Raw genomic sequence first — 21398 nt, 5'->3', positions numbered from 1 at the left:
TGGGGTGGCAGGGCCGTTCAGGAGACGCCTCAAGACGTCCTGTTCGGCTTGGGCTCCGCCATCCCTGGCTCCGCACACTCCTGAACGGCCCTGCCACCCCAGCTCAATCGAGCTTTCGAGATATGTCGGGAGTTCACGCTGTACAAACCGATCTTCTTGGGTTTCTGTTGTCCTGGCAAGCTTCATCCGAGATACGGGGCAGGCACAGGGGCTGTCTTCCCAAAACTATGCGGAGCCATGGATGGCGGAGCCTAAGCGCCCCATGGATGGGCTTGAGCGTGTTTTGGGAAGACAGCCCCTGTGCCTGCCTTGCACCCAAAGCTGCCGTCAAGGTCTGTCATGCACCTGACCTGACAGGCGAGGACCAGCGCTTGCACCACTGCAGCAGTTCCGGCTATCGTTCAAAATCGATTCAGCAACCGGATTAACGATGACCAAGCCGTTCCAGTTCAACGCCAGCGACGTCACTGTCGAAAAGCGCGAAACCGTCTTCCAGGGCTTCTTCCGCATGGACAAGCTGTGGCTGACGCACCCGCGCTTTGACGGCCGAGACATGCCCGTGTTTACCCGGGAGCTGTTTATTCGCGGGGACGCCACCTGTGTGCTCCCGTACGACCCACAGCGGGACGAAGTGGTACTGCTGGAACAGTTCCGCCTCGGCGCTATGGGTCGCAACCAGTCACCCTGGTTGCTGGAACTGGTTGCCGGTATGAACGAGGACGGTGAAACGCCCGAAGAAGTCGCGCAACGGGAAGGTCAGGAAGAAGCGGGGCTGACCTTCAGCGTGCTCGAGAAAATTTGTGATTACCTGGTCTCTCCCGGTGGCAGTACCGAACTCATACATCTTTATTGCGGACGCATCAGTACCGAATCCGCTGGAGGCCTGTTTGGCGTTGAGCATGAGCACGAAGACATCCGTGCCCACGTAGTGCCCGCCGACGAGGCCATCGCGATGATTGCCGACGGCCGTATCAACAACGCAGCGGCGATTATTGCCCTGCAGTGGCTCCAGTTGAATCGTCCCCGCCTGCGGGAAGGGTGGGGCTGATGGGCGAGTGGACCATGAAGCCGAAACGCTATGTGCCGGACCTGCGCCGGCTCGGCGCTTTGTGTGACGGCAACTACCTGCGTCTGCGTCAGTTGCGGCAGCTGGAATCCGGCGGTGAGCCGGTGTCCGAGTTCGAGTTGCACCGGGAATCCCAGTACCTTGGGCGGGTGCGGATCAAGGTGCTGCAGACGGCCCGCTTTACCGAAACGCTGCTGCTGGAGCAAATCCACAATGCCGGCCGCTGGCTCAACAACCCGCAGCTGACCGTGCGGGTATACCACGATGCCGCCATGGCAGAGGTGATCAGCTGTTACCGGGATCGTCAGATTGCCGCCGTCAACGATTACCCCAATCGCTTCATGCACCACCCCGACGAGAAGGTTCAGGTGAATGGTTTTCTGGCAGACTGGCTGGATTACTGTCTGCGGTTCGGCCATCTGCCCATGGAGCATTCGCTGTGGTCTGCCGGCGAAGGCGTGGACTAAGGTGGCATAGCCAGCCCCGGTCGCTGTGGCATAGTTGTCAAATTGTGCAATATGTCGTGTGAGTATGGGCAGAATGTGATTGCTGTTCTGTTTAGCACTGAGAAAACGGATTACTCTCGGCGTATACCTGTACCAAGCTAAGTGTTCTGCCCAGCAACGAAAATGAGCGCCATGAACGAGAAGGACAACCCCCGGCCCCTCCGGGTACTGCAGTTGACAGACCCCCACCTGATGGCCGATCCGGCGGGCGCGCTACTCGGCGTGAACACCCGCGACAGCCTCGATGCGGTGATCCGGCAGGTGGTTGCACAGCACGGGCAGCCAGATCTGGTTCTGGCCACCGGTGATCTGGCGCAGGACGGTTCAGAAGAAGCCTATCGGGTGTTTGCGGACAAGTTGCGGGCATTTCCCTGCGGATCGGCGTGGATTGCGGGCAATCACGACAGGGCCGATCGGCTCGAACGGGTCGCCAGCGAGCAGCAGGCCAGCCGCCGGCACATTGTTCAGGGCGGGTGGCAGTTTATCCTGCTGGATTCCTCGGTGCCGGGAAAAGTGCATGGCGAGCTGGCGGATTCCGAGCTGGCGTTCCTGGCGCAAACGCTGGAGCAGAACCCGGCACTGCCGACCCTGATCGGGTTGCATCACCACCCGGTGGACATCGGTTCGGACTGGATGGAAAAGATCGGTCTACGCAATCGTGAAGCGTTCTGGGCGGTGGTCGATCGCCATCCCCAGGTGAAGATCGTGTTGTGGGGGCATATCCATCAGGAGCACGATCTGAGTCGCCGAGGGGTTCGGCTGCTCGCCACGCCATCGACCTGCATACAGTTCACCTCCGGTTCCCGCAAGTTCGCGGTGGAGGAGTTGCCCCCCGGTTACCGCTGGTTCGAGTTGGAGGCCTCCGGCGACTTCCGCACCGAAGTGCGGCGTGCCACGGATTTCGAATTTGATCTGGACAGCAACAGCACCGGCTACTGATCCGCAGCCGGCGCGATGTGGCATCCCGTGTCTCAGTTCGCCCGCAGGCTACGGGCGGCGTCCACCATCTCCCTCAGGGCGGGAATCACTTCCTCCCAGTTTCGGGTTTTCAGCCCGCAATCAGGGTTCACCCACAGACGCTCTGCCGGTATCCGTTGCGCCGCTTTCTCCATGAGAGAAACGATGTGGCGCTTGTCGGGGATGTTCGGCGAATGTATGTCGTACACGCCGGGGCCGATGTCGTTCGGATACTGGAAACCTTTGAACGCATCCAGCAGCTCCATATCGGATCGTGAGGTCTCGATGGTTATCACGTCGGCGTCCATGCGGGCGATGGCTTCGATGATGTCATTGAACTCGGAATAGCACATATGGGTATGAATCTGGGTTTCATCGCTGACGCCGTTGGCGCTGATGCGGAAGGCCTCGATCGCCCAGTTCAGGTAGCTTTGCCAGTCCGACTGGCGTAGCGGCAGGCCCTCCCTCAAGGCTGCTTCGTCGATCTGGATGATGCGCACGCCGGCGCGTTCCAGGTCCAGCACTTCATCGCGAATCGCCAGTGCCAGCTGCAGGCAGGTGTCTTTTCTTGGCTGGTCGTCCCGCACGAAGGACCAGTTGAGAATGGTCACCGGCCCGGTGAGCATGCCTTTCATGGGCTTGTCGGTCAGTGACTGGGCGTATTCGGTCCAGGCCACGGTCATGGCTTTCGGGCGACGGATGTCACCAAACAGGATCGGTGGTTTCACGCAGCGGGAGCCGTAGGACTGCACCCAGCCAAAGCGGCTGAACACGTAACCGTCCAGTTGTTCACCGAAATACTCCACCATGTCGTTACGTTCAGCCTCGCCATGCACCAGCACATCCAGTCCGAGTGCTTCCTGCTCCCGCACGCAGCGGGCAATTTCCTCGCGGATGCGGGTGGTGTACTGCGTTTCGCTGAGGCCTCCCTTGCGATACTGAAGCCGGGCCTGGCGGATCTCCCGGGTCTGCGGGAACGAGCCAATGGTCGTGGTCGGGTAGGCCGGCAGGTTCAGGTGCGACTTCTGTGCCTGCAGGCGTTGGGTATAGGCGCTTCTGCGGGTGCCAAGGTCAGGAGAGATCGCCGCAACGGCATGGGTGACGGCGGGGTTGTGAACGCGGGGGGACTGGCGGCGGCTGGCGATCGCGTGGGCATTCTGCGCAAGTACATCCGCGACCGCCGCGCGCCCCAGCTGGAGTGCGTCGGCCAGAGTTTGCAGTTCGTCGAGTTTCTGCACGGCGAAAGCCAGCCAGGAGCGCAGCTCGGCGTCCATCTCGGTTTCTGACGTCAGGTCGACCGGCACGTGAAGCAGGGAGCACGATGGTGCCAGCCACAGTCGGTCGCCCAGGCGCTGGTGCACCGGTTCAAGCCAGTCCAGCGTCGCCGGCAGATCCGTTTTCCAGACATTGCGGCCGTTGATGACGCCGAGCGACAGGATTTTGTGGGCCGGCAGCCAGTCGGTGACCCGGCCGACTTCGCCCGGCGCGCTGATGGCATCCAGGTGCAGGCCCGCCACCGGCAGCTCGCAGGCCAGTTGCAGGTTTTCCCGCAGTTCGCCGAAATAGGTGGTCAACAACAGCTTGACCGGGCAGGCCTTGAGCTGGTGGTAGGCAAGGTTGTAGGCGTGTCGCCAGGGGCTATCCAGCTCGGTCACCAGTGCTGGCTCGTCGATCTGCACCCACTCCACACCCTGTTCTGCAAGAAGGTTGAGCAGTTCGGCATAGACCGGTAACAGATCTTCCAGCAGCGCCAGCCGGTCGCTGTCATCCTTGCTTTTGCCCAGCCATAGATAGGTGACCGGGCCGATGATCACCGGTTTGCTGTTCACGCCCTGAGCCCGGGCTTCGGCCAGCTGCGTAAGCAGTCGTTCCGGGTTGAGCTGGAAGCGGCTGCCGCGCTCAAACTCAGGCACGATGTAGTGGTAGTTGGTGTCAAACCACTTGGTCATTTCGCCGGCGTGGATGGCGCAGCAGGCAGTGTCGTTCGCTGACCGCCCCCGGGCCACGCGAAAATAGCGATCCAGCTCGGTGCCCTGGGTGTCCCGGGCGCGGGCAGGCAGATGGCCGAGGGTGAAGCTCATGTCCAGGACCTGATCGTAAAGGGAGAAATCACCGACCGGTGCGAACGTCAGTGGCGATTGGAGATGCCAGTTTCGGTGACGCAGATCGGCAGCCGTGAGGTTCAGGTCCTCTGCGCTGAGTTCGCCTTTCCAGAAGGCCTCCTGGGCGAATTTGAGTTCCCGCTTGGCACCGATGCGGGGAAAGCCGAGGTTGTGTGTGGTAATCATGGTGTCGTCCCTTGTGAATGGTGATGGATCTTCAGGAAGAGTCATCAAGGTTACCGGCTCAAATTCATGAGGAATAATGGTAATATTTCACCAATCCATGAAATATTTTCACATGAAGGTGGGTGTCGGACGTCATGATCGAGCGCAATCATCTCGAAATTCTCAGGGAAGTTGAGCGTCAGGGTTCGTTGACCGCAGCGGCAGAAGCGCTCCATCTGAGCCAGTCGGCGCTGAGTCATTCGGTCAAGAAACTGGAGCTGCAACTGGGTACGCCGGTGTGGGAGCGGGAGGGGCGGCAGTTGCGGCTGACTCAGGCGGGTCAGTACTTACTGTCGCTGGCGACGCGGTTATTACCGCAGTTCGAGCATGCAGAAATGCTGATCGGGCAGTTTGCCCGGGGGCAGCGGGGCACACTGCGCATCGGTATGGAATGCCATCCCTGCTACCAGTGGTTGCTGAAGGTGGTGGGGCCGTATCTGGAGGAGTGGCCGACGGTGGATGTGGATGTGAAGCAGCGCTTTCAGTTTGGTGGCATTGGCGCGCTGTTCGGGCACGACATTGATCTTCTGGTGACCCCGGACCCGCTGCATCGGCCCGGCCTGGTCTTCGAGCCGGTATTTGATTATGAGCAGGTGCTGGTGGTCGCCAGTGATCATACCCTGGCGGCCAGAGCCTGGGCCGAGCCGGCGGATCTGGCGGAGGAGACGTTGATTACCTACCCCGTGGAGGTGGAGCGTCTGGATATCTACACCCATTTCCTGCTGCCGGCCCATGCCAGCCCGGCCCGACACAAGACCATCGAAACCACCGACATTATGCTGCAGATGGTCGCCGCGGGCCGGGGCGTGGCGGCCTTGCCGCGCTGGCTGGTGGAAGAGTATGGCGAGAGAATGCCGATAACCCCGGTTCGGCTGGGTAAAACGGGTATTCCGAAACAGATCTTTCTGGGCCTTCGTGAGCGGGATCGTGAGGTGGATTACCTGAATTCGTTCATGAACCTGGCGCGAGGGGTTCGCTGGCATTAGCGTCTTCGGTTAAACTGCGCCAAAAATCAACAGGGAATCCAATCATGAGCGATATACCCGCAGATCTTAAGTACATCGAAACCCATCAGTGGGTTCGCATTTCCGACGACGGTACCGCGACCGTTGGCATAACCGATTTTGCCCAGGAACAACTGGGGGATGTGGTTTATGTTGGCGTGCCTGATATCGGCACGACGGTAACCGGCGGCGAGGAAGCTGGCGTGGCGGAGTCGGTCAAGTCCGCTTCGGACGTGTTCAGCCCGGTCACCGGCGAGGTCATCGAGGTGAATGAGGCGCTTGAAGACGAGCCAGAGAAAGTGAATGAAGATCCGTACGGTGACGGCTGGCTGTTCAAGGTGCGTCTGGCAGACAAGGGCGAGCTGGATGGGTTGATGGATCCTGCGGCCTATTCTGAGCATGTAGCTGCCGAAAGTTAGGCTCCGTGCAGGGTCTGAGTCGGCCGGCCCTCCCAAAACACGCTCAAGCCCGTCCATGGGGCGCTTGGGCTCCGCCATCCATGGCTCCGCACAGTTTTGGGAGGGCCGGCCGACTCAGACCTCAGAATGCAGCGATGGCTTCCAATGCTCATGTATAATCCGTCCCCCTTTTCGTACTCCACCAGGTAGCCGTTATGAATTTCCCCGTCCTTTATCTCCGCAAAGGCGCAGAGCGCAGGCTCAAAGCCGGTCACCTTTGGGTTTACAGCAACGAGGTGGATACCCGCCGGTCGCCTTTAGCGGGTTTCGAAGCCGGGGTGCAGGCGGAGTTGCGGGCATCGAATGACAAACCCCTGGGTACGGTGTTCGTAAATCCCCATGCACTGATCTGCGGGCGTCTGATCAGCCGGGACGCCAGTCACGGTATGACGCCCCAGCGCCTGACTCAGCGCATGGAAACGGCGCTGGCGATGCGGGAGCGGCTGTTCGATAAACCGTTCTATCGTTGGGTGTTCGGTGACAGTGACGGGCTGTCCGGGCTGGTGATTGATCGGTTTGACGACACGGTGGTGGTGCAGATCTCCACTGCCGGTATGGAGCTGATGAAAGAGGCGATTGTTCGCGCGGTTCAGCGTCTGGCCCATCCTTCGTCGATCATCCTGAAAAATGACGGCAAGATGCGCAAAGTGGAAGGGTTGGACACCTATGTCGAGCAGGCCCACGGTGCGGAGACCGGTCTTTTGAAGGTGGAAGAGAATGGGGTGCGGTTTGAAGTGCCGCTGGAACGCGGCCAGAAAACCGGCTGGTTCTACGATCACCGAATGAATCGCCAGCGCCTGCAGGCCTATGCGCCGGGCAAGCGGGTCTTGGACGTGTTCAGTTACGTTGGCGGTTGGGGGCTCCAGGCGGCCTGTGCCGGCGCTACGCAGGTCACCTGCGTGGACAGCTCCGGGGCGGCGATTGATTCAGTGCACCACAACGCCCGGCTGAATGGTCTGGATAATGTGGAAACCCTTGAGGGGGATGCATTCGAGGCGCTGAAGGCGCTGGCCGATGAAAAAGAGAAATTCGATATCGTGGTGCTGGACCCGCCGGCACTGATCCCCCGTCGTCGTGACCAGAAAGCCGGTGAGCAGGCCTACGCGCGACTGAATCAGTTGGGGCTGCGGTTGCTGGAGCGGGACGGTCTGCTGATTTCCGCGTCCTGCTCGATGCATCTGTCCCAGGACAAGCTGGTCGATATCATCCGCGGCAGCGGTCGCAAGATTGACCGTTTCGTCCAGTTGCTGGAGCAGGGCCATCAGGCGCCGGACCATCCGGTGATTCCGGGTATTCCCGAGACGGATTACATCAAATCCTGTTTTGTTCGTTCGTTAACGGGATTTTTTTAGACTTCCCTCAACGCTTGGCGGAGGCCCTTCAGCGGGTACAGTGCTCCGGGATACGCTGTGAATACGTCCCTGTACGCTCGACAAAAACATCCCTGTTTTTGACGATCCCGGAGCACTGTACCCGCTGAAGGGCCCAGAGCTCGGTGGTCAATCCCGCAGAGACATCACTTTCCATCCCTTCTCCAAAGCCAGTTTCTCCAGCGTCGGATCCGGATCAACCGCTACCGGGTTGGCGACTTGTTTCAGCAAGGGCACGTCGTTGTGGGAATCGCTGTAAAACCAGGCGCCCTCCAATGTCTCACTTTGCGAGGCCAGCCAGTCGTTCAGGCGGGTGACTTTTCCGTCCTGAAAGCTGGGAACCCCTGCGACTTGGCCAGTGTAGCGGCCATTGACCAATTCCGGATCGGTGGCGATCAGGTGCTCGATCCCCAGAAGCTCTGCAATCGGTTCGGTAACGAAGCGGTTGGTGGCGGTGATGATCATCAGGGTGTGGCCCTCGCTGCGGTGCTTTTCCAGCAGTTCGAAGGCTTTGTCCTGAAGCATAGGCCGCACTTTCTTTTCCATGAAGTGTTCCCGCCAGGCAAGCAGATCTTCCATTCCGTGCTTTGCCAGAGGCTGAAGCGCAAAGCCCAGGTAATGCAGGATATCCAGTTCGCCGTTGAGGTATTCCTGGTAAAAGCGGTCGTTCGCCTTGCGGTATTCCTCGGCATCGACAATGCCCTCTTCCACCAGAAATTCTCCCCAGGCGTGGTCGCTGTCTCCGGCGAGCAGGGTGTTGTCGAGGTCAAAGATTGCGAGCGTCAAAGGTGTTACCTCCGGTCTTGGCAGGGGTTGCGGGAAAGGCAACAGTCTACCACGGCGTTCAGGTGACGGCTTCGTTTGCCGAACCCTTGGGATTCTGTAAGAATGAGAGCAACTTGGACAAATCCGACCGGTGAATTTTTGCGCTGGTCCACCGACTTTTATAAGGACTGTGCCGTGATCGACTCAGACGGTTTCAGACCCAACGTCGGAATCATTCTGGCCAACCACAGGGGCGAGGTTCTCTGGGCAAGGCGAATAGGGCAGGACTCCTGGCAGTTCCCTCAGGGCGGTATCAAACACAACGAGTCTCCGGAAGACGCGTTGTATCGGGAGTTGGGGGAAGAAGTGGGCTTGAGTGCGGCGGATGTCGAGATCATCAGCTGCACCCGGGGCTGGCTGAGGTATCGCCTTCCGCGGCGGATGGTGCGACACAACTCGCACCCCGTCTGTGTGGGACAGAAACAGAAATGGTTCCTGCTGAGGATGTTATCGCCGGATGCGCAAGTGCGCGTGGACGGCACCGATTCGCCGGAATTCGACGGCTGGCAGTGGGTGAGTTACTGGTACCCGTTGGGGCAGGTGGTCTCGTTCAAACGCGAAGTGTACAGACGTGCGCTGAGAGAGCTCGCACCGCGACTGTTCTACAACATGGAACAGTGGCACCGCATCGAGCAGAACCGGCGCAAATAGGATCAACAGAAATGACGGGCTGAAACCGCCATGCTGAGCATACTGCGAAATCTGGTACAAGAGGTGAACAGCGCCCGCGATCTGCAGGAAGCGCTGGATATCATCGTATCGCGGGTGCAGAAAGCCATGGGCACCGAGGTCTGCTCCGTTTACCTGCTGGACCCGGCTACCAACCGTTATATTCTGATGGCCACCGAAGGCCTCTACCGCAAGGCGGTGGGGCAGGTCAGTCTCGCCTATTCCGAAGGCCTGGTGGGTCTGGTGGGTTCCCGTGAAGAGCCGATCAACCTGGAAGACGCTCCCTCGCATCCCCGCTATCGTTACTTCCCCGAAACGGGGGAGGAGCGCTTCCGCTCTTTCCTCGGCGTCCCCATCATTCACCATCGCCGCGTGCTCGGGGTGCTGGTCGTTCAGCAACGGGAAAGCTCTCGGTGCTTCGACGAAGGCGAGGAAGCATTCCTTGTTACTGTTTCCGCGCAACTGGCTGGCGTCATTGCCCACAGCGAAGCGACCGGCGCCATCAGCGGCCTCTCGCTCACCGGTGAGGAGGCGAAGGACGTCAGCTTCAACGGTGTGCCCGGTGCCCCCGGCGTGGCGCTGGGCAAGGGTGTGGTGGTCTATCCCGCCGCGGATCTGGATGTGGTGCCGGAAAAGCCCACCGACGATATTGATCTGGAGCTGGAGCTGTTTGGCGGCGCGGTGACCGCCGTACGCGAGGATATCGAGCGAGTGGCGGCCCGACTGGCATCTCAATTGCGCCCGGAAGAGCAGGCGCTGTTTGATGTCTACCTGCGGATGCTGGGTGATGACGCCATGCCCGGGGAAGTCGCCAACAAGATCCGCGAAGGGTTCTGGGCCCAGGGTGCGTTGAAACAGGTGGTGCAGCAGTACGTGCGCCACTTCGAAATGATGGATGATCACTACCTGCAAGAGCGGGCGGTGGATATCCGCGATCTGGGCCGGCGGCTGTTGTCGCATCTGCAGGAGGGCGAGCAGAAAGACCTCGTTTATCCCGAGCGCACCGTACTGGTCAGTGAGGAACTGACGCCGGCCATGCTGGGGGAGGTGCCCAAGGGGCAGTTGGTCGGTCTGGTGTCGGTGAAAGGCTCCAGTAACTCCCACGTGGCCATTCTCGCCCGTGCCATGGGGGTGCCCACGGTGATGGGGCTGGTGGATATTCCGGTGAACCAGCTCGATGGCCGGGATCTGATCGTGGATGGCTTTGAGGGGCAGATTTTCGCCTCTCCCTCCGAGGACCTGCGCGCCTATTACCAGGAAATCTGCGACGAGGAAGACGAGCTGATCAAGGGGCTGGAGGTCCTGCGGGACAAGCCCTGCGAAACCACCGATGGCCACCGGGTCTCGCTGCTGGTGAATACGGGGCTGATGACCGATGTGGTCCGGTCCCTGAACCACGGTGCCGAAGGTATCGGTCTGTATCGCACCGAAGTGCCGTTCATGATCAAGGACCGGTTTCCCTCGGAACAGGAGCAGCGGGAATATTACCGCGAGCAGCTCGAGGCCTTTGCTCCCAGCCCGGTGACCATGCGCACCCTAGACATTGGCGGCGACAAGGCGCTGACCTACTTTCCGATCGAGGAGGAAAACCCCTTCCTCGGCTGGCGGGGGATCCGGGTCACCCTGGACCACCCCGAAATCTTCCTGGTGCAGGTGCGGGCCATGCTCAAGGCCAGCGAAGGCCTGAATAATCTGCAGATCATGTTGCCGATGATCAGTAATATTTCCGAAGTGGAGGAATCACTCCACCTGATTTACCGCGTCTATCACGAGGTCCGCGAGGAGGGGTACGACATCCACATGCCCAAAGTGGGGGTGATGGTCGAGATTCCTGCGGCGGTCTATCAGATTCGTGAACTGGCGGACCGCGTCGATTTCCTGTCGGTTGGTTCCAACGATCTGACCCAGTATCTGCTGGCGGTGGACCGCAATAATCCGCGCGTGGCCCAGCTCTATCATTCCTATCACCCGGCGGTGCTGCAGGCGCTGGTGCGCATCGCCCAGGACGCCCATTCGGTGGGCAAGTCGGTCGGTATCTGCGGCGAGCTTGCCGGTGACCCCGGCGGCGCCCTGCTGCTGATGGCCATGGGTTACGACTCGCTGTCGATGAACGCGGCCAGTCTGTCCAAGGTCAAATCGGTTATCCGCAGTGTCAGTCGTGAATGGGCGAGCCAGTTGCTGGAAGATGTGCTGCTACTGGATTCGCCTCATGTCATTAAAAGTTGCGTTGATCTGGCGTTGCGCAATGCCGGCTTTGGCCGGTATTTGCGCCCGGGCAGGTCCTCCGGCAAGAGCCGGTCGGAGCAGGCCGTACTCTAACGGCCAGCGGGCTGGCCCTTGAAGCCGTATTTATAGGGTGTGAACTCTAAAATCCGTTGTTAACGTGTTAGCACTCAACGCACAGGACTCCAATCGGGAACGCCTATGACCCCAACCACCACTGACATCACATCGAAACCCCGCATCGGGCTGGCCCTGGGCGGCGGTGGTCCGCTGGGCGGGATCTACGAAATCGGTGCGTTACGGGCGCTGGACGAGGCGCTGGACGGTCTGGATTTCAACAATATCGACGTTTATGTGGGCGTAAACGGTGGCTCTTTTGTTGCCGCCAACCTGGCCAATCAGATGACCACGGCCCAGCTTTGCCGTATTTTTGTGCGCAATGAAGCAGAAGTGCATCCGTTCCATCCCGAGGTTTTCTACCGCCCGGCGTTGCGGGAAATTGGCAGCCGGCTGCTGGCGGTGCCCGGTTTGATGACCACGGCCATTCGTCGCTTTATCAACAATCCCTACGATCAGAGCCTGCTGGAAGCCATGACCATTCTGGCGCAGGCGGCCCCGGCCGGGCTGTTCGACAACGAGGGCTTGCACGAGTATCTGCAGCGGGCCTTCACCATGCTTGGCCGCACCAACGATTTTCGTCAGTTGAAGCGCAGCCTCTACGTTGTTGCCGCCGACGTGGAGAGCACCGAAGCGGTCTGTTTCGGTGCGCCGGGCTTTGACCATGTGCCCATATCGCGAGCTATCCAGGCCAGCACGGCGTCGCCGGGGCTGTATGTGCCGGTGAACATTGATGGCCGTTATTACGTGGACGGTACGCTGCGCAAGGGCTTGCATGCGTCAGTGGCGTTCGAGGACGGCGCCGATCTGGTCTTTGCGGTCAACCCTCAGGTCCCGATTGATGCCAGCGCGGCGGTTCGTGCCGGTACCATGAAGCCCGGCGAGCTGACCCGTTCGGGCATGCCCAACCTGCTTTCCCAGATGTTCCGCACCATGGTGTATTCGCGCATGCAGTCGGGCATTGCCCAGTACAAGCGGGACTATCCGGATAAGGATATTCTGCTGTTCGAGCCCACCCGGGACGACGCCAAACTGTTTTTCTCCAACGTGTTCAGCTTCCAGTCACGGCGCATGGTGTGCGAGCACGCCTATCAGATGACCCGTCGTGACTTGCTCAAGCGCGCCGATGAGCTTGAACCGAAGCTGGCCCGTTACGGTATCCGCTTGCGTCGTGACCGGCTGGAAGATGAGCAACGCACCATCAGCACCAGTCTCTATGGTGAAATGTTGCCGCTGTACGTTGCCAAAGGGCGGAAAAAGCAGGCCCAGAAGGGCAAGCTGGCGAGTGGGCTGGAGAATGTGACGCACCTGTTCTCCAGGGCGCAGTAAGGCTGGACGACTGTCGGTTTCGCCTTGCTAAACCGACAGTCGTCCATCACGCAGAACCCGCGTCAGAGAATGTAGCGGCTCAGATCCTCGTCCTCGGCCAGCTCGCCGAGCTTCTCATCCACGAACGCCGCCGTGACTTCAAAGCCGTCCGTAACGGCGTCTCCAGCTTCGTAGGACAGGCTTTCCAGCAGCCGTTCCAGTACCGTGTGCAGGCGGCGTGCGCCGATGTTCTCGGTGGTTTCGTTCACCTTCCACGCCACTTCCGCGATCCGGGTGATGGCGTCGTCGGCAAAGGTCAGCTTAACGCCTTCGGTGCCCATCAGTGCTTCGTACTGTTGCACCAGTGAGGCATCCGGCTCGGTCAGGATGCGCTTGAAGTCTTCCGGCGTCAGCGCCTGCAGCTCTACCCGGATGGGCAGTCGGCCCTGGAGTTCCGGAATCAGGTCCGACGGCTTGGACAGATGGAACGCGCCGGAGGCAATGAACAGGATGTGATCAGTGCGCACTGCGCCGTACTTGGTGCTGACGGTGCTGCCCTCGATCAGCGGCAGCAGGTCACGCTGAACGCCTTCGCGGGACACGTCGGAGGAGGTGTTCTCTGAGCGCTTGGCGACCTTGTCGATCTCATCGATAAACACGATGCCGTTCTGCTCAACCGACTGCACCGCACGCTGTTTGATTTCCTCCTCATTCACCAGTTTGGCCGCTTCCTCGTCCTGCACCTGCTTCAGCGCATCCGCAACCTTCATCTTGCGGGTTTTGCGCTTGTCGGCGGACATGCTGGAGAACATGCTCTGCAACTGGTTGGTCATCTCTTCCATGCCCGGAGGGGCCATGATCTCGACGCCGGCACCGCCACTGCGCAGGTCGATCTCGATTTCCTTGTCGTCGAGTTCGCCTTCCCGCAGTTTCTTGCGGAACAGCTGGCGGGTGGAGGATTCCCCGTCGGTACGCTGGCTGTCTTCCTTGAAGTCCCGCGCCGGCGGTAGCAGAGCATCGAGAATGCGCTCCTCGGCGGCGTCCAGCGCCCGGTGTTCATGGCGCTTCTTTTCCTGCTCCCGGAGCATCTTGACCGCCATGTCGGCGAGGTCGCGGATGATGGATTCCACATCCCGGCCCACATAGCCCACTTCGGTGAACTTGGTCGCCTCCACCTTGAGGAAGGGGGCGTCCGCCAGTTTGGCCAGGCGTCGTGCAATTTCAGTTTTGCCGACGCCGGTCGGGCCGATCATCAGGATGTTTTTGGGGGTAATTTCTTCGCGCAGGCTGGCGTCCAGCTGCATGCGACGCCAGCGATTGCGCAGGGCAATGGCAACCGCCCGCTTGGCCTCTTCCTGGCCGACGATGTGTTTGTTGAGCTCGTGAACAATTTCACGGGGAGTCATTGCAGACATGGTGGCTCCGAATCAGTCGTTGGCGGAAAGCACTTCCAGGGTGCGATTGTGATTGGTGTAGATGCAGATGTCGGCCGCGATATCCAGGCCTTTTTCCACAATCTCACTGGCTTTCAGATCGGTGTTCTCGAGCAGGGCGCGGGCAGAGGCCTGGGCGAAGGGGCCGCCGGAGCCGATGGCGATCAGCCCCTGCTCGGGCTCGATGACATCGCCATTGCCGGTGATGATCAGGGAAGCGGTTTTGTCGGCCACCGCCAGAAGCGCTTCGAGTTTGCGCAGAGCCCGGTCCGTTCGCCAGTCCTTGGCCAGCTCAACGGCAGCCCGGGTGAGATTTCCCTGGTGTTTTTCCAGCTGGGCCTCGAATCGTTCAAAAAGCGTAAAGGCATCTGCAGTGCCGCCAGCGAACCCGGCCAGGACCTTGCCGTTGTAGAGCCGGCGAACCTTGCGCGCGTTGCCTTTCATAACGGTGTTGCCGAGGGAAACCTGGCCATCGCCTGCCATGGCGACTTCGTCGTCGCGCCTGACGGAAAGAATGGTAGTCATGTGGGCTCCAGTTGCCTGATGAAAAACGGTATTCAGCAGTTATGGAGGCAGGCGGTGGTTTTTCAAGGGGCGCCGGCGTCGGGTGACAGGCTGGTCATGAAAGAGGGCCGTCAGCCCTCTTTCGGAACTTTCCTCACCAGCGGCTCGATGTTGATGGAGACCAGCTTGTCGACGGCCGAGTTCATCTGGCTGCGGGAAGTGAACGGGCCAACATTGACCCGGAACCAGGTGCTGCCGCTGTCCAGATCTATGCGCTGTACGCTGGCACGCAGGCCCTGAAAGGCGATCTGTGCGCGCTGACGCTCGGCGTCCTGCTGGCTACGGAATGAGCCGGACTGGATCAGGTAGGTGAAGTTCTGTGACGCGGGCCCGGGGGTGTATTCCTCCACTTCGGGCGGAACCACTTCCGATTCCGGCAGCAGTTCATAGAACCGATAGCGCTGTTTCTCCTCCGTGCCGCTGGCGGTTTCCGCTTCCGCAGGTGCCGGTGCCACCGGAGCAGGCCTGGCCGCTTCCTGTGGGGCCGGGCCGGGGGCCGGCAGCGAATTAAGGTAGGCGATAAAGCCGATGAAACCGCCAACAGCTGCCAGAGACAGTATCCACTTCAGAGACATGTGCAGAGGTATCCCGTGTTACATTTCTTCAGGCGCGCTGACGCCCAACAGTTCCAGACCATTGGCGATCACCTGCCGCACCGCCAGATAGAGGCTGATGCGGGCGTCACGCACGGCGGTATCTTCGATCAACACCTTGTGAGCGTTGTAGTAGGTATGAAACTGGCCCGCCAGATCCCTGAGGTAATGCGTCAGGTGGTGGGGCTCGCGCTGGGCGGCGGAGTTGGCAATCAGCTCCGGATACTTCGCCAGCTGGTTGGCCAGCTCCTTTTCCTCATCCAGGGTCAGCAGGGACAGGTCACCAACGCATTCATTCCAGCCCCGGTGAACGCCTTCTTCAGACAGCTTGCGCAGAACGCTGCAGATGCGGGCATGGGCATACTGGATGTAATAGACCGGATTTTCATTGGTCTGGGAGCGGGCCAGATCGATATCAAAGGTCAACTGGGAATCCACGCGGCGCGCCGCCAGGAAGAAGCGGGTGGCGTCACGGCCTACCTCGTCAATCAGGTCGCGAACGGTGACGTAACTGCCGGCGCGCTTGGAGATCTTCACTTCCTGCCCGGAGCGGGTCACCATCACCATCTGGTGCAGCACGTAATCGGGCCAGCCTGCGGGAATGCCCGCATTCAGGGCCTGCAGCCCGGCACGTACCCGGGTCACCGTGGAGTGATGATCCGCACCCTGCTCGTTGATCACGGTGGTGAAGCCGCGCTGCCATTTGTCCAGGTGATAGGCCACGTCTGGCAGGAAGTAGGTGTATCCGCCGTCCTTCTTGCGCATTACGCGGTCTTTGTCGTCGCCGAACTCGGTGGTTTTCAGCCACATGGCGCCGTCGTGTTCGTAGGTGTAACCGTTTTCCTGCAGCCGCTTCACGGTGGCGTCCACCTTGCCGTCGTCGTACAGCGAGGACTCCAGGAAGTAGACGTCGAACTCCACGCCAAAAGCTTTCAGGTCAAGATCCTGCTCGCGGCGCAGGTAGGCAACCGCGAAGTCGCGGATGGCGTCGGTATCGTCCGGATCGGCCTTGCCGGTCACCTGGCGGTCGTCTGCGGTGATGGTTTCACCCGCCAGATAGGCGTTGGCCACATCAACGATGTAATCGCCGCGATAACCGTCCGCAGGCCAGTTCTCGTCGTCAGGGGTGAGGCCTTTGACCCGTGACTGCACAGACAGCGCAAGATTGTTGATCTGCGCGCCGGCGTCGTTGTAGTAAAACTCCCGGGTGACGTCATACCCGTTAGCCTCAAGCAGGCGGCAGAGGCAGTCGCCAATGGCCGCACCACGACCGTGGCCGACGTGCAGCGGGCCGGTGGGGTTGGCGGATACGAATTCCACCTGCACCTTTTCACCCTGGCCACTGTGATTGCGCCCGAACTGCGCTGCCTCTTCCAGAATGGTGTTAACCACGCCGAAGGCGCTGGCAGTGCTCATGAAAAAGTTGATGAACCCGGGGCCCGCGATCTCCACTTTCTCCACCGCAGCGCTCGCCGGAATCCGCTCGACCAGGGCCTCTGCCAGTTTGCGCGGCGGGCATCCCGCCGCCTTGGCGGCCACCAGGGCAATGTTGCAGGCGTAATCCCCGTGGGATTTGTCCTTGGTGTTGCCTACCTGCGGGCTGAAAGACTGGTCCGCAGGCAGGGTGCCTTCGGATTGCAGTGTCGCCAATGCAGACTGGAGCAGATCGGATACGGTCTCTTTCATGCTGTCGGATGACTCGGTTTGCAGGAGAATGGGTGTCAGGCGGGAAACCGCCGGGAATCGAAGGCCGCTATTATCGCGGAAAGTGCGGCCGCAAGCAAAAAGCCCGTGAGTGTCAGCCGGTTTCCTGCGGATCCACGTCAATCATCCATTTCAATCCGCCTTGTAGCTTCTGCTGATCCAGCTCCTGACACAGATAGGCCAGAACATGATTCAGCCGCTTGCGGTTGTCGCAGCACAGCACCAGCTGAGCCCGGTGCCGGTCGGCCCGCCGGGCAATCAGTGCCGGTAGCGGCCCCCAAACGTCGATGCCGGTGATGCCGGCTTTGGGCTTGAGAGTGTCGAGCAGCTGCAGGGATTTCTCCATGGTGTCGGCCTCTGCCCGGAAGATAGCCATGGCGCGGAAGGGTGGAAATAGCCCGCTTTCCCGCTCCGCCAGCAGTTGATCAGCAAGGGTCAGGTAGTGGCCCTGGCACAGCGACCGGAGAATAGGGTGGTCACTGTGGCAGGTCTGCACCAGCACTTGCCCCGGATTCTCGCCGCGTCCCGCGCGGCCGCTGACCTGCAGCAGTGTCTGGATCAGTTGCTCCGGGGCGCGGAAATCAATGCTGAACAGGCCGCCATCGGCATTGACCACCACCACGAGGGTGACATTGGGAAAGTCGTGGCCTTTGGCGAGCATCTGGGTACCCACCAGAATGCAGGGTTTGCCGGAGTTTACCCGTTTGAGAATGTCCTGAATGCTGCCCTTGCGTTGCGTGCTGTCTCGATCCACACGAACCACGGGCGTGTCCGGAAACTGGCTGGCCAGAATGTCTTCGGTGCGCTCCGTGCCCTGACCCACCGGCTTGAACGCCTCGCTCTGGCACTTCGGGCAGTGCTCGGTGGCCGCGGTCTGGTAATCGCAGTGGTGGCAGCGCATGGCCCGGTCTCGCCGATGGTAGGTCATGCGGGTGTCGCAACGGGGACATTCCACCATGTGCCCGCAATCGAAACACATCATCACTGGCGCGAAGCCCCGTCGGTTCACAAACACCAGGGCCTGCTGACCAGCGGCCAGGCACTTTTCAATGGCTTGCAGGGCAGGGCGGGACATCCCGCCTTCCAGCGGACGGCTGCGGATGTCCAGCAGGTTGATGGTGGGCGGGCTGGCATCGCCGGCGCGTTCTTCAAGCCGGATCAGATGGTATTTTCCCGACAGTGCGTTGTGGTAAGACTCAAGAGAGGGCGTGGCGGAGCCGAGTATGACCGGGCATTGGTTCAGGTGCGCCCGGTAGACGGCCACATCGCGGCCGGAGTAACGGAAGCCTTCGCCCTGTTTGTAGGAGCTGTCGTGTTCCTCGTCGACGATGATGGTGCGCAGATTGGTGAACGGCAAGAGCACAGCGGAGCGAGTGCCAATCAGCACAACCGGCTCGCCATTGCGAATTTTCAGCCAGGTTGACAGCCGCTCGCCGTCGTTCAGGGCAGAATGCCAGACCACAATGCGGTCGCCAAAGTAACGCTGGAATCGCGCCACGGTTTGCGGCGTGAGGTTGATCTCCGGCACCAGCACCAGCGCCTGAGCGGCGGTGTCGAGCTGCTGCTTCAGATAGTGCAGATACAGTTCGGTTTTGCCGCTACCGGTAATGCCAAACAGCAGCGAGGCACTGAAACCGGACTGCGGCCCCGGCACTTCATCAATGGCCGCCTGCTGGGCAGGGGACAGTATGGGGCCGGGTATACTGGTCGGGTTGGGGGCAGTCTGGTCGCGTGCCGGAGCTGCTGTCTCGGTCACCAGTTCACGTTGCTCCAGGGTCCGAATTTGATCGCGGGTGAAGCCGGCGGCGACAATGGCGGAAGCGGGTGCGCCTTGGGGGCGCGCGACGAGCCAGGCCAGCAGGGCTTTCTGGCGATGGGCGTTGGCGGGCAGTGCTTCGGGCTGTCCGCTGGCCTGCCACCAGGTGTCCGGCTTTTCCGCGGCCGGGCGGCCCCGCCTGAGCGCCGGCGGCAGCGCGGTAAACAGGCATTCCCCAAGGGGATGCTGGTAATAGTCAGAGGCCCAGCTAAGCAGGCGAAACGTTTCCGCGGGCAGGGCTGGCCAGTGTTCAAGCGCGCAACGCACCGCTTTCAGTCGGATGCCCGCCGGCGGTTCGACACCGGTTTCCACGACCAAACCGACCGCCGATTGCCGACCAAACGGGATACTGACTCGTTGCCCCGGCTCCAGTTCAAGATGCTCTGGAATCTGATAGTCAAACAGGCGCCGCAACGGACGGTTCAGGGCAATACGCACCGTGGCTTGCGGCTGTCCGGCCACGCTGGAATTCCGCTTGGGTGAGGCTGTCACGGTATTTGCGTATCCTTGAAATGGGCTTGGAAATGGTCGGGGCCCGGTGCAGGCTGAATTCCCCGGAGGCTGGGGCTTGCCTGGTGTCGCGATTGCAAGTAAGATTCGCGGTCTGTTTCCGGCAGGGCATGATTGTGCCCCGTCTTCTCAATTGATTCAAACATGCGGTGCCTGGCGCCCGGAGCGGAAAGCTCCCGCGATCAGGTAGCGGCATGACCGACAGAGGTTCACCATGAAAGAAGGTATCCACCCCAAGTACGCAGAAATCACTGCCACCTGTTCCTGTGGCAACGTGATCAAGACCCGCTCTACCATCGGTCAGGACCTGCAGCTGGATGTATGCTCACAGTGTCACCCGTTCTACACCGGTAAGCAGAAAGTGATGGATACCGGTGGTCGCATCGATCGCTTCCAGAAGCGTTTCGGTGGCCGCATTGCCGGTGGCAAGAAAGACTGATTGTTCAGTCTTTCCCGAAGAAGCGCCCTGGGGGGCGCTTTTTTTGTGCCTGCGTTTTGTGGATAAAGTGAGCGGTTTGCCCTCTATACGCAAATGGCCCTATTGACTGTTCAGTAAATGCACAGTCAGCCCTTGTCTGATTCACACCTTCACGCCATAATGTCGCGCTCCGTTGGGGCAGGTCCCCGCGGGTTTATTACCTCTTAAACGTGACAAACGGAACAGTGGCAATGTCTCAAGATCTGAAAGAAGCAGCCCTTGAATATCACGCCAAGCCGCGGCCTGGTAAGCTGAGTGTTGAAATCACCAAGCCGACCCAGACCTCCCGCGACCTTTCCCTGGCGTACAGCCCCGGGGTTGCCGAGCCGGTCCGCGAGATCGCGAAGGACCCCGAGAACGCATACAAATACACTGCCAAGGGCAACCTGGTAGCCGTTATCTCCGACGGTTCTGCCATTCTTGGTCTGGGTAACCTCGGTCCTCTGGCGAGCAAGCCGGTTATGGAAGGCAAAGGCGTACTGTTCAAGCGCTTTGCCGGTATTGACGTCTTCGATATTGAGGTCAATTCCGAAAGCCCCCAGGCGTTTATTGAAACGGTAGAGCGTATCGCCGATACCTTTGGCGGTATTAATCTGGAAGACATCAAGGCGCCCGAGTGCTTTGAGATCGAGCGTGCTCTGATCGAGAAGTGCAGCGTGCCCATCTTCCACGATGATCAGCACGGCACTGCGATTGTGACCGCAGCCGGCATGATCAACGCTCTGGAGCTTCAGGGTAAGAAAATTGAAGAAGCCAAGGTGGTGTGTCTGGGTGCAGGTGCAGCCGCCATTGCTTGCATGAAGCTGCTGATCAGCTGCGGTATTCGCTCTGAAAACATCTTCATGCTCGACCGCAAGGGTGTGATCCACTCTGGTCGTGACGATTTGAACCAGTACAAGGCGATGTTCGCCAACGACACCGACAAGCGCACGCTTGATGACGCTATGGACGGTGCCGATGTGTTCCTGGGTCTCTCCGGCCCGGACCTGCTGAGTGCTGAGCAGCTGGGCAAGATGGCGCCTAACCCGATCGTATTCGCTTGCTCCAACCCGGATCCTGAAATCAGTCCGGAAGTGGCTCTGGCCACTCGCGATGATCTGATCATGGCGACCGGTCGTTCGGACTACCCGAACCAGGTGAACAATGTGCTGGGTTTCCCGTTCATTTTCCGCGGTGCGCTGGACGTTCGTGCCACCGCCATCAATGAGGAAATGAAAGTGGCGGCGGTTCACGCGATCCGCGAACTGGCCAAAGAGCCGGTGCCCCGTGAAATCTGCGAAGCCTACGGTGTTGAGGCGTTTGAATTCGGCAAGGAATACATCATTCCCAAGCCGATGGATGTGCGCCTGCTGGACGTGGTTCCGGCTGCGGTTGCCCGTGCAGCGGTTGATTCCGGTGTGGCCCGCAACCCGTATCCGGCCCATTACCCGCTCAAATCCATGGACGACATCATCTAAGTCGTCAGTCACA

Annotated in this window: 18 protein-coding genes; 11 read left to right on the top strand and 7 right to left on the bottom strand. The window is 60.2% G+C overall.

All coding sequences use genetic code 11. The annotated features are described in order from the left end of the window. Positions 1-430: 430 nt before the first annotated feature. The 3 genes from DYI22_RS12055 to cpdA all read left to right on the top strand — a co-directional run bounded on the left by DYI22_RS12055 (position 431) and on the right by cpdA (position 2511). Positions 431-1048 (top strand): NUDIX domain-containing protein, encoded by a 618-nt coding sequence (locus tag DYI22_RS12055; protein ID WP_213478320.1) that lies wholly within the window; start codon positions 431-433, stop codon positions 1046-1048. Next, entirely contained in the window at positions 1048-1533 is a 486-nt protein-coding gene (locus tag DYI22_RS12050; RefSeq protein WP_213478318.1) for a DUF1249 domain-containing protein, read from the top strand. Before DYI22_RS12055 ends, DYI22_RS12050 begins: the two co-directional genes overlap by 1 nt. A gap of 171 nt (positions 1534-1704) precedes the next feature. Beyond that, the gene (gene cpdA / locus DYI22_RS12045; RefSeq protein WP_213478422.1) at positions 1705-2511 is read left to right on the top strand and encodes a 3',5'-cyclic-AMP phosphodiesterase; all 807 of its coding nucleotides are present in this window, start codon (positions 1705-1707) and stop codon (positions 2509-2511) included. 32 nt (positions 2512-2543) lie between these two features. Here the strand turns inward: cpdA and metE are convergent, their stop codons facing one another. Continuing rightward, positions 2544-4817: a 5-methyltetrahydropteroyltriglutamate--homocysteine S-methyltransferase gene (gene metE, locus DYI22_RS12040; RefSeq protein ID WP_213478317.1), complete on the bottom strand. Its 2274-nt coding sequence runs from the start codon at positions 4815-4817 to the stop codon at positions 2544-2546. Between the two features lie 134 nt (positions 4818-4951). On the opposite strand from metE, the gene DYI22_RS12035 reads away from it, so the two are divergent. The 3 genes from DYI22_RS12035 (at position 4952) to DYI22_RS12025 (ending at position 7670) form a co-directional block, all read left to right on the top strand. Continuing rightward, the gene (locus DYI22_RS12035; RefSeq protein ID WP_213478316.1) at positions 4952-5842 is read left to right on the top strand and encodes a LysR family transcriptional regulator; all 891 of its coding nucleotides are present in this window, start codon (positions 4952-4954) and stop codon (positions 5840-5842) included. Between the two features lie 44 nt (positions 5843-5886). Continuing rightward, entirely contained in the window at positions 5887-6279 is a 393-nt protein-coding gene (gene gcvH / locus DYI22_RS12030) for a glycine cleavage system protein GcvH (protein ID WP_213478314.1), read from the top strand. A 194-nt stretch (positions 6280-6473) separates the two neighbouring features. Continuing rightward, a complete protein-coding gene (locus DYI22_RS12025) occupies positions 6474-7670 on the top strand; it encodes a class I SAM-dependent rRNA methyltransferase (protein WP_213478313.1) in 1197 nt (398 codons plus the stop codon). Positions 7671-7817: 147 nt separating this feature from the next. Here the strand turns inward: DYI22_RS12025 and DYI22_RS12020 are convergent, their stop codons facing one another. Next, on the bottom strand, positions 7818-8474 hold the full coding sequence (locus tag DYI22_RS12020) for an HAD family hydrolase (protein WP_213478311.1): 657 nt from the start codon (positions 8472-8474) through the stop codon (positions 7818-7820). Between the two features lie 174 nt (positions 8475-8648). On the opposite strand from DYI22_RS12020, the gene DYI22_RS12015 reads away from it, so the two are divergent. The 3 genes from DYI22_RS12015 (at position 8649) to DYI22_RS12005 (ending at position 12851) form a co-directional block, all read left to right on the top strand. Continuing rightward, positions 8649-9164 carry an RNA pyrophosphohydrolase gene (locus DYI22_RS12015; protein WP_213478310.1) on the top strand — a complete coding sequence of 172 codons (516 nt, stop codon included), beginning with the start codon at positions 8649-8651 and terminating at the stop codon, positions 9162-9164. Between the two features lie 30 nt (positions 9165-9194). Then, positions 9195-11501 (top strand): phosphoenolpyruvate--protein phosphotransferase, encoded by a 2307-nt coding sequence (ptsP, locus tag DYI22_RS12010; RefSeq protein WP_213478309.1) that lies wholly within the window; start codon positions 9195-9197, stop codon positions 11499-11501. 105 nt (positions 11502-11606) lie between these two features. Continuing rightward, positions 11607-12851: a patatin-like phospholipase family protein gene (locus DYI22_RS12005; RefSeq protein WP_213478308.1), complete on the top strand. Its 1245-nt coding sequence runs from the start codon at positions 11607-11609 to the stop codon at positions 12849-12851. Positions 12852-12913: 62 nt separating this feature from the next. Here DYI22_RS12005 and hslU read toward each other — a convergent pair whose 3' ends face one another. The 5 genes from hslU to DYI22_RS11980 form a co-directional block, all read right to left on the bottom strand. Further along, positions 12914-14245, bottom strand: a complete 1332-nt coding sequence (gene hslU, locus DYI22_RS12000) for an ATP-dependent protease ATPase subunit HslU (RefSeq protein ID WP_213478307.1) — start codon at positions 14243-14245, stop codon at positions 12914-12916. Between the two features lie 12 nt (positions 14246-14257). Next, positions 14258-14788: an ATP-dependent protease subunit HslV gene (hslV, locus tag DYI22_RS11995; protein ID WP_213478305.1), complete on the bottom strand. Its 531-nt coding sequence runs from the start codon at positions 14786-14788 to the stop codon at positions 14258-14260. A gap of 110 nt (positions 14789-14898) precedes the next feature. Continuing rightward, entirely contained in the window at positions 14899-15402 is a 504-nt protein-coding gene (locus DYI22_RS11990) for an SPOR domain-containing protein (RefSeq protein ID WP_213478303.1), read from the bottom strand. 18 nt (positions 15403-15420) lie between these two features. Then, entirely contained in the window at positions 15421-17106 is a 1686-nt protein-coding gene (gene argS, locus DYI22_RS11985; RefSeq protein WP_213478302.1) for an arginine--tRNA ligase, read from the bottom strand. Between the two features lie 112 nt (positions 17107-17218). Beyond that, a complete protein-coding gene (locus tag DYI22_RS11980; RefSeq protein WP_323132905.1) occupies positions 17219-19432 on the bottom strand; it encodes a primosomal protein N' in 2214 nt (737 codons plus the stop codon). Positions 19433-19664: 232 nt separating this feature from the next. Here DYI22_RS11980 and rpmE point away from each other — a divergent pair, with 232 nt between their 5' ends. Both rpmE and DYI22_RS11970 read left to right on the top strand, forming a co-directional pair. Beyond that, positions 19665-19889, top strand: a complete 225-nt coding sequence (gene rpmE / locus DYI22_RS11975; RefSeq protein ID WP_213478300.1) for a 50S ribosomal protein L31 — start codon at positions 19665-19667, stop codon at positions 19887-19889. A 230-nt stretch (positions 19890-20119) separates the two neighbouring features. Beyond that, complete coding sequence (locus DYI22_RS11970; protein ID WP_213478299.1) at positions 20120-21385, top strand: malic enzyme-like NAD(P)-binding protein; 1266 nt, start codon at positions 20120-20122, stop codon at positions 21383-21385. The last annotated feature ends 13 nt before the right edge of the window (positions 21386-21398 follow it).

This window comes from Marinobacter lipolyticus (assembly GCF_018424605.1).
Classification (GTDB): Bacteria; Pseudomonadota; Gammaproteobacteria; order Pseudomonadales; family Oleiphilaceae; genus Marinobacter; species Marinobacter lipolyticus_B.
The sequence above is the reverse complement of the archived record's forward strand: the minus strand, read 5'-3'. Positions and strand labels throughout refer to the sequence as shown.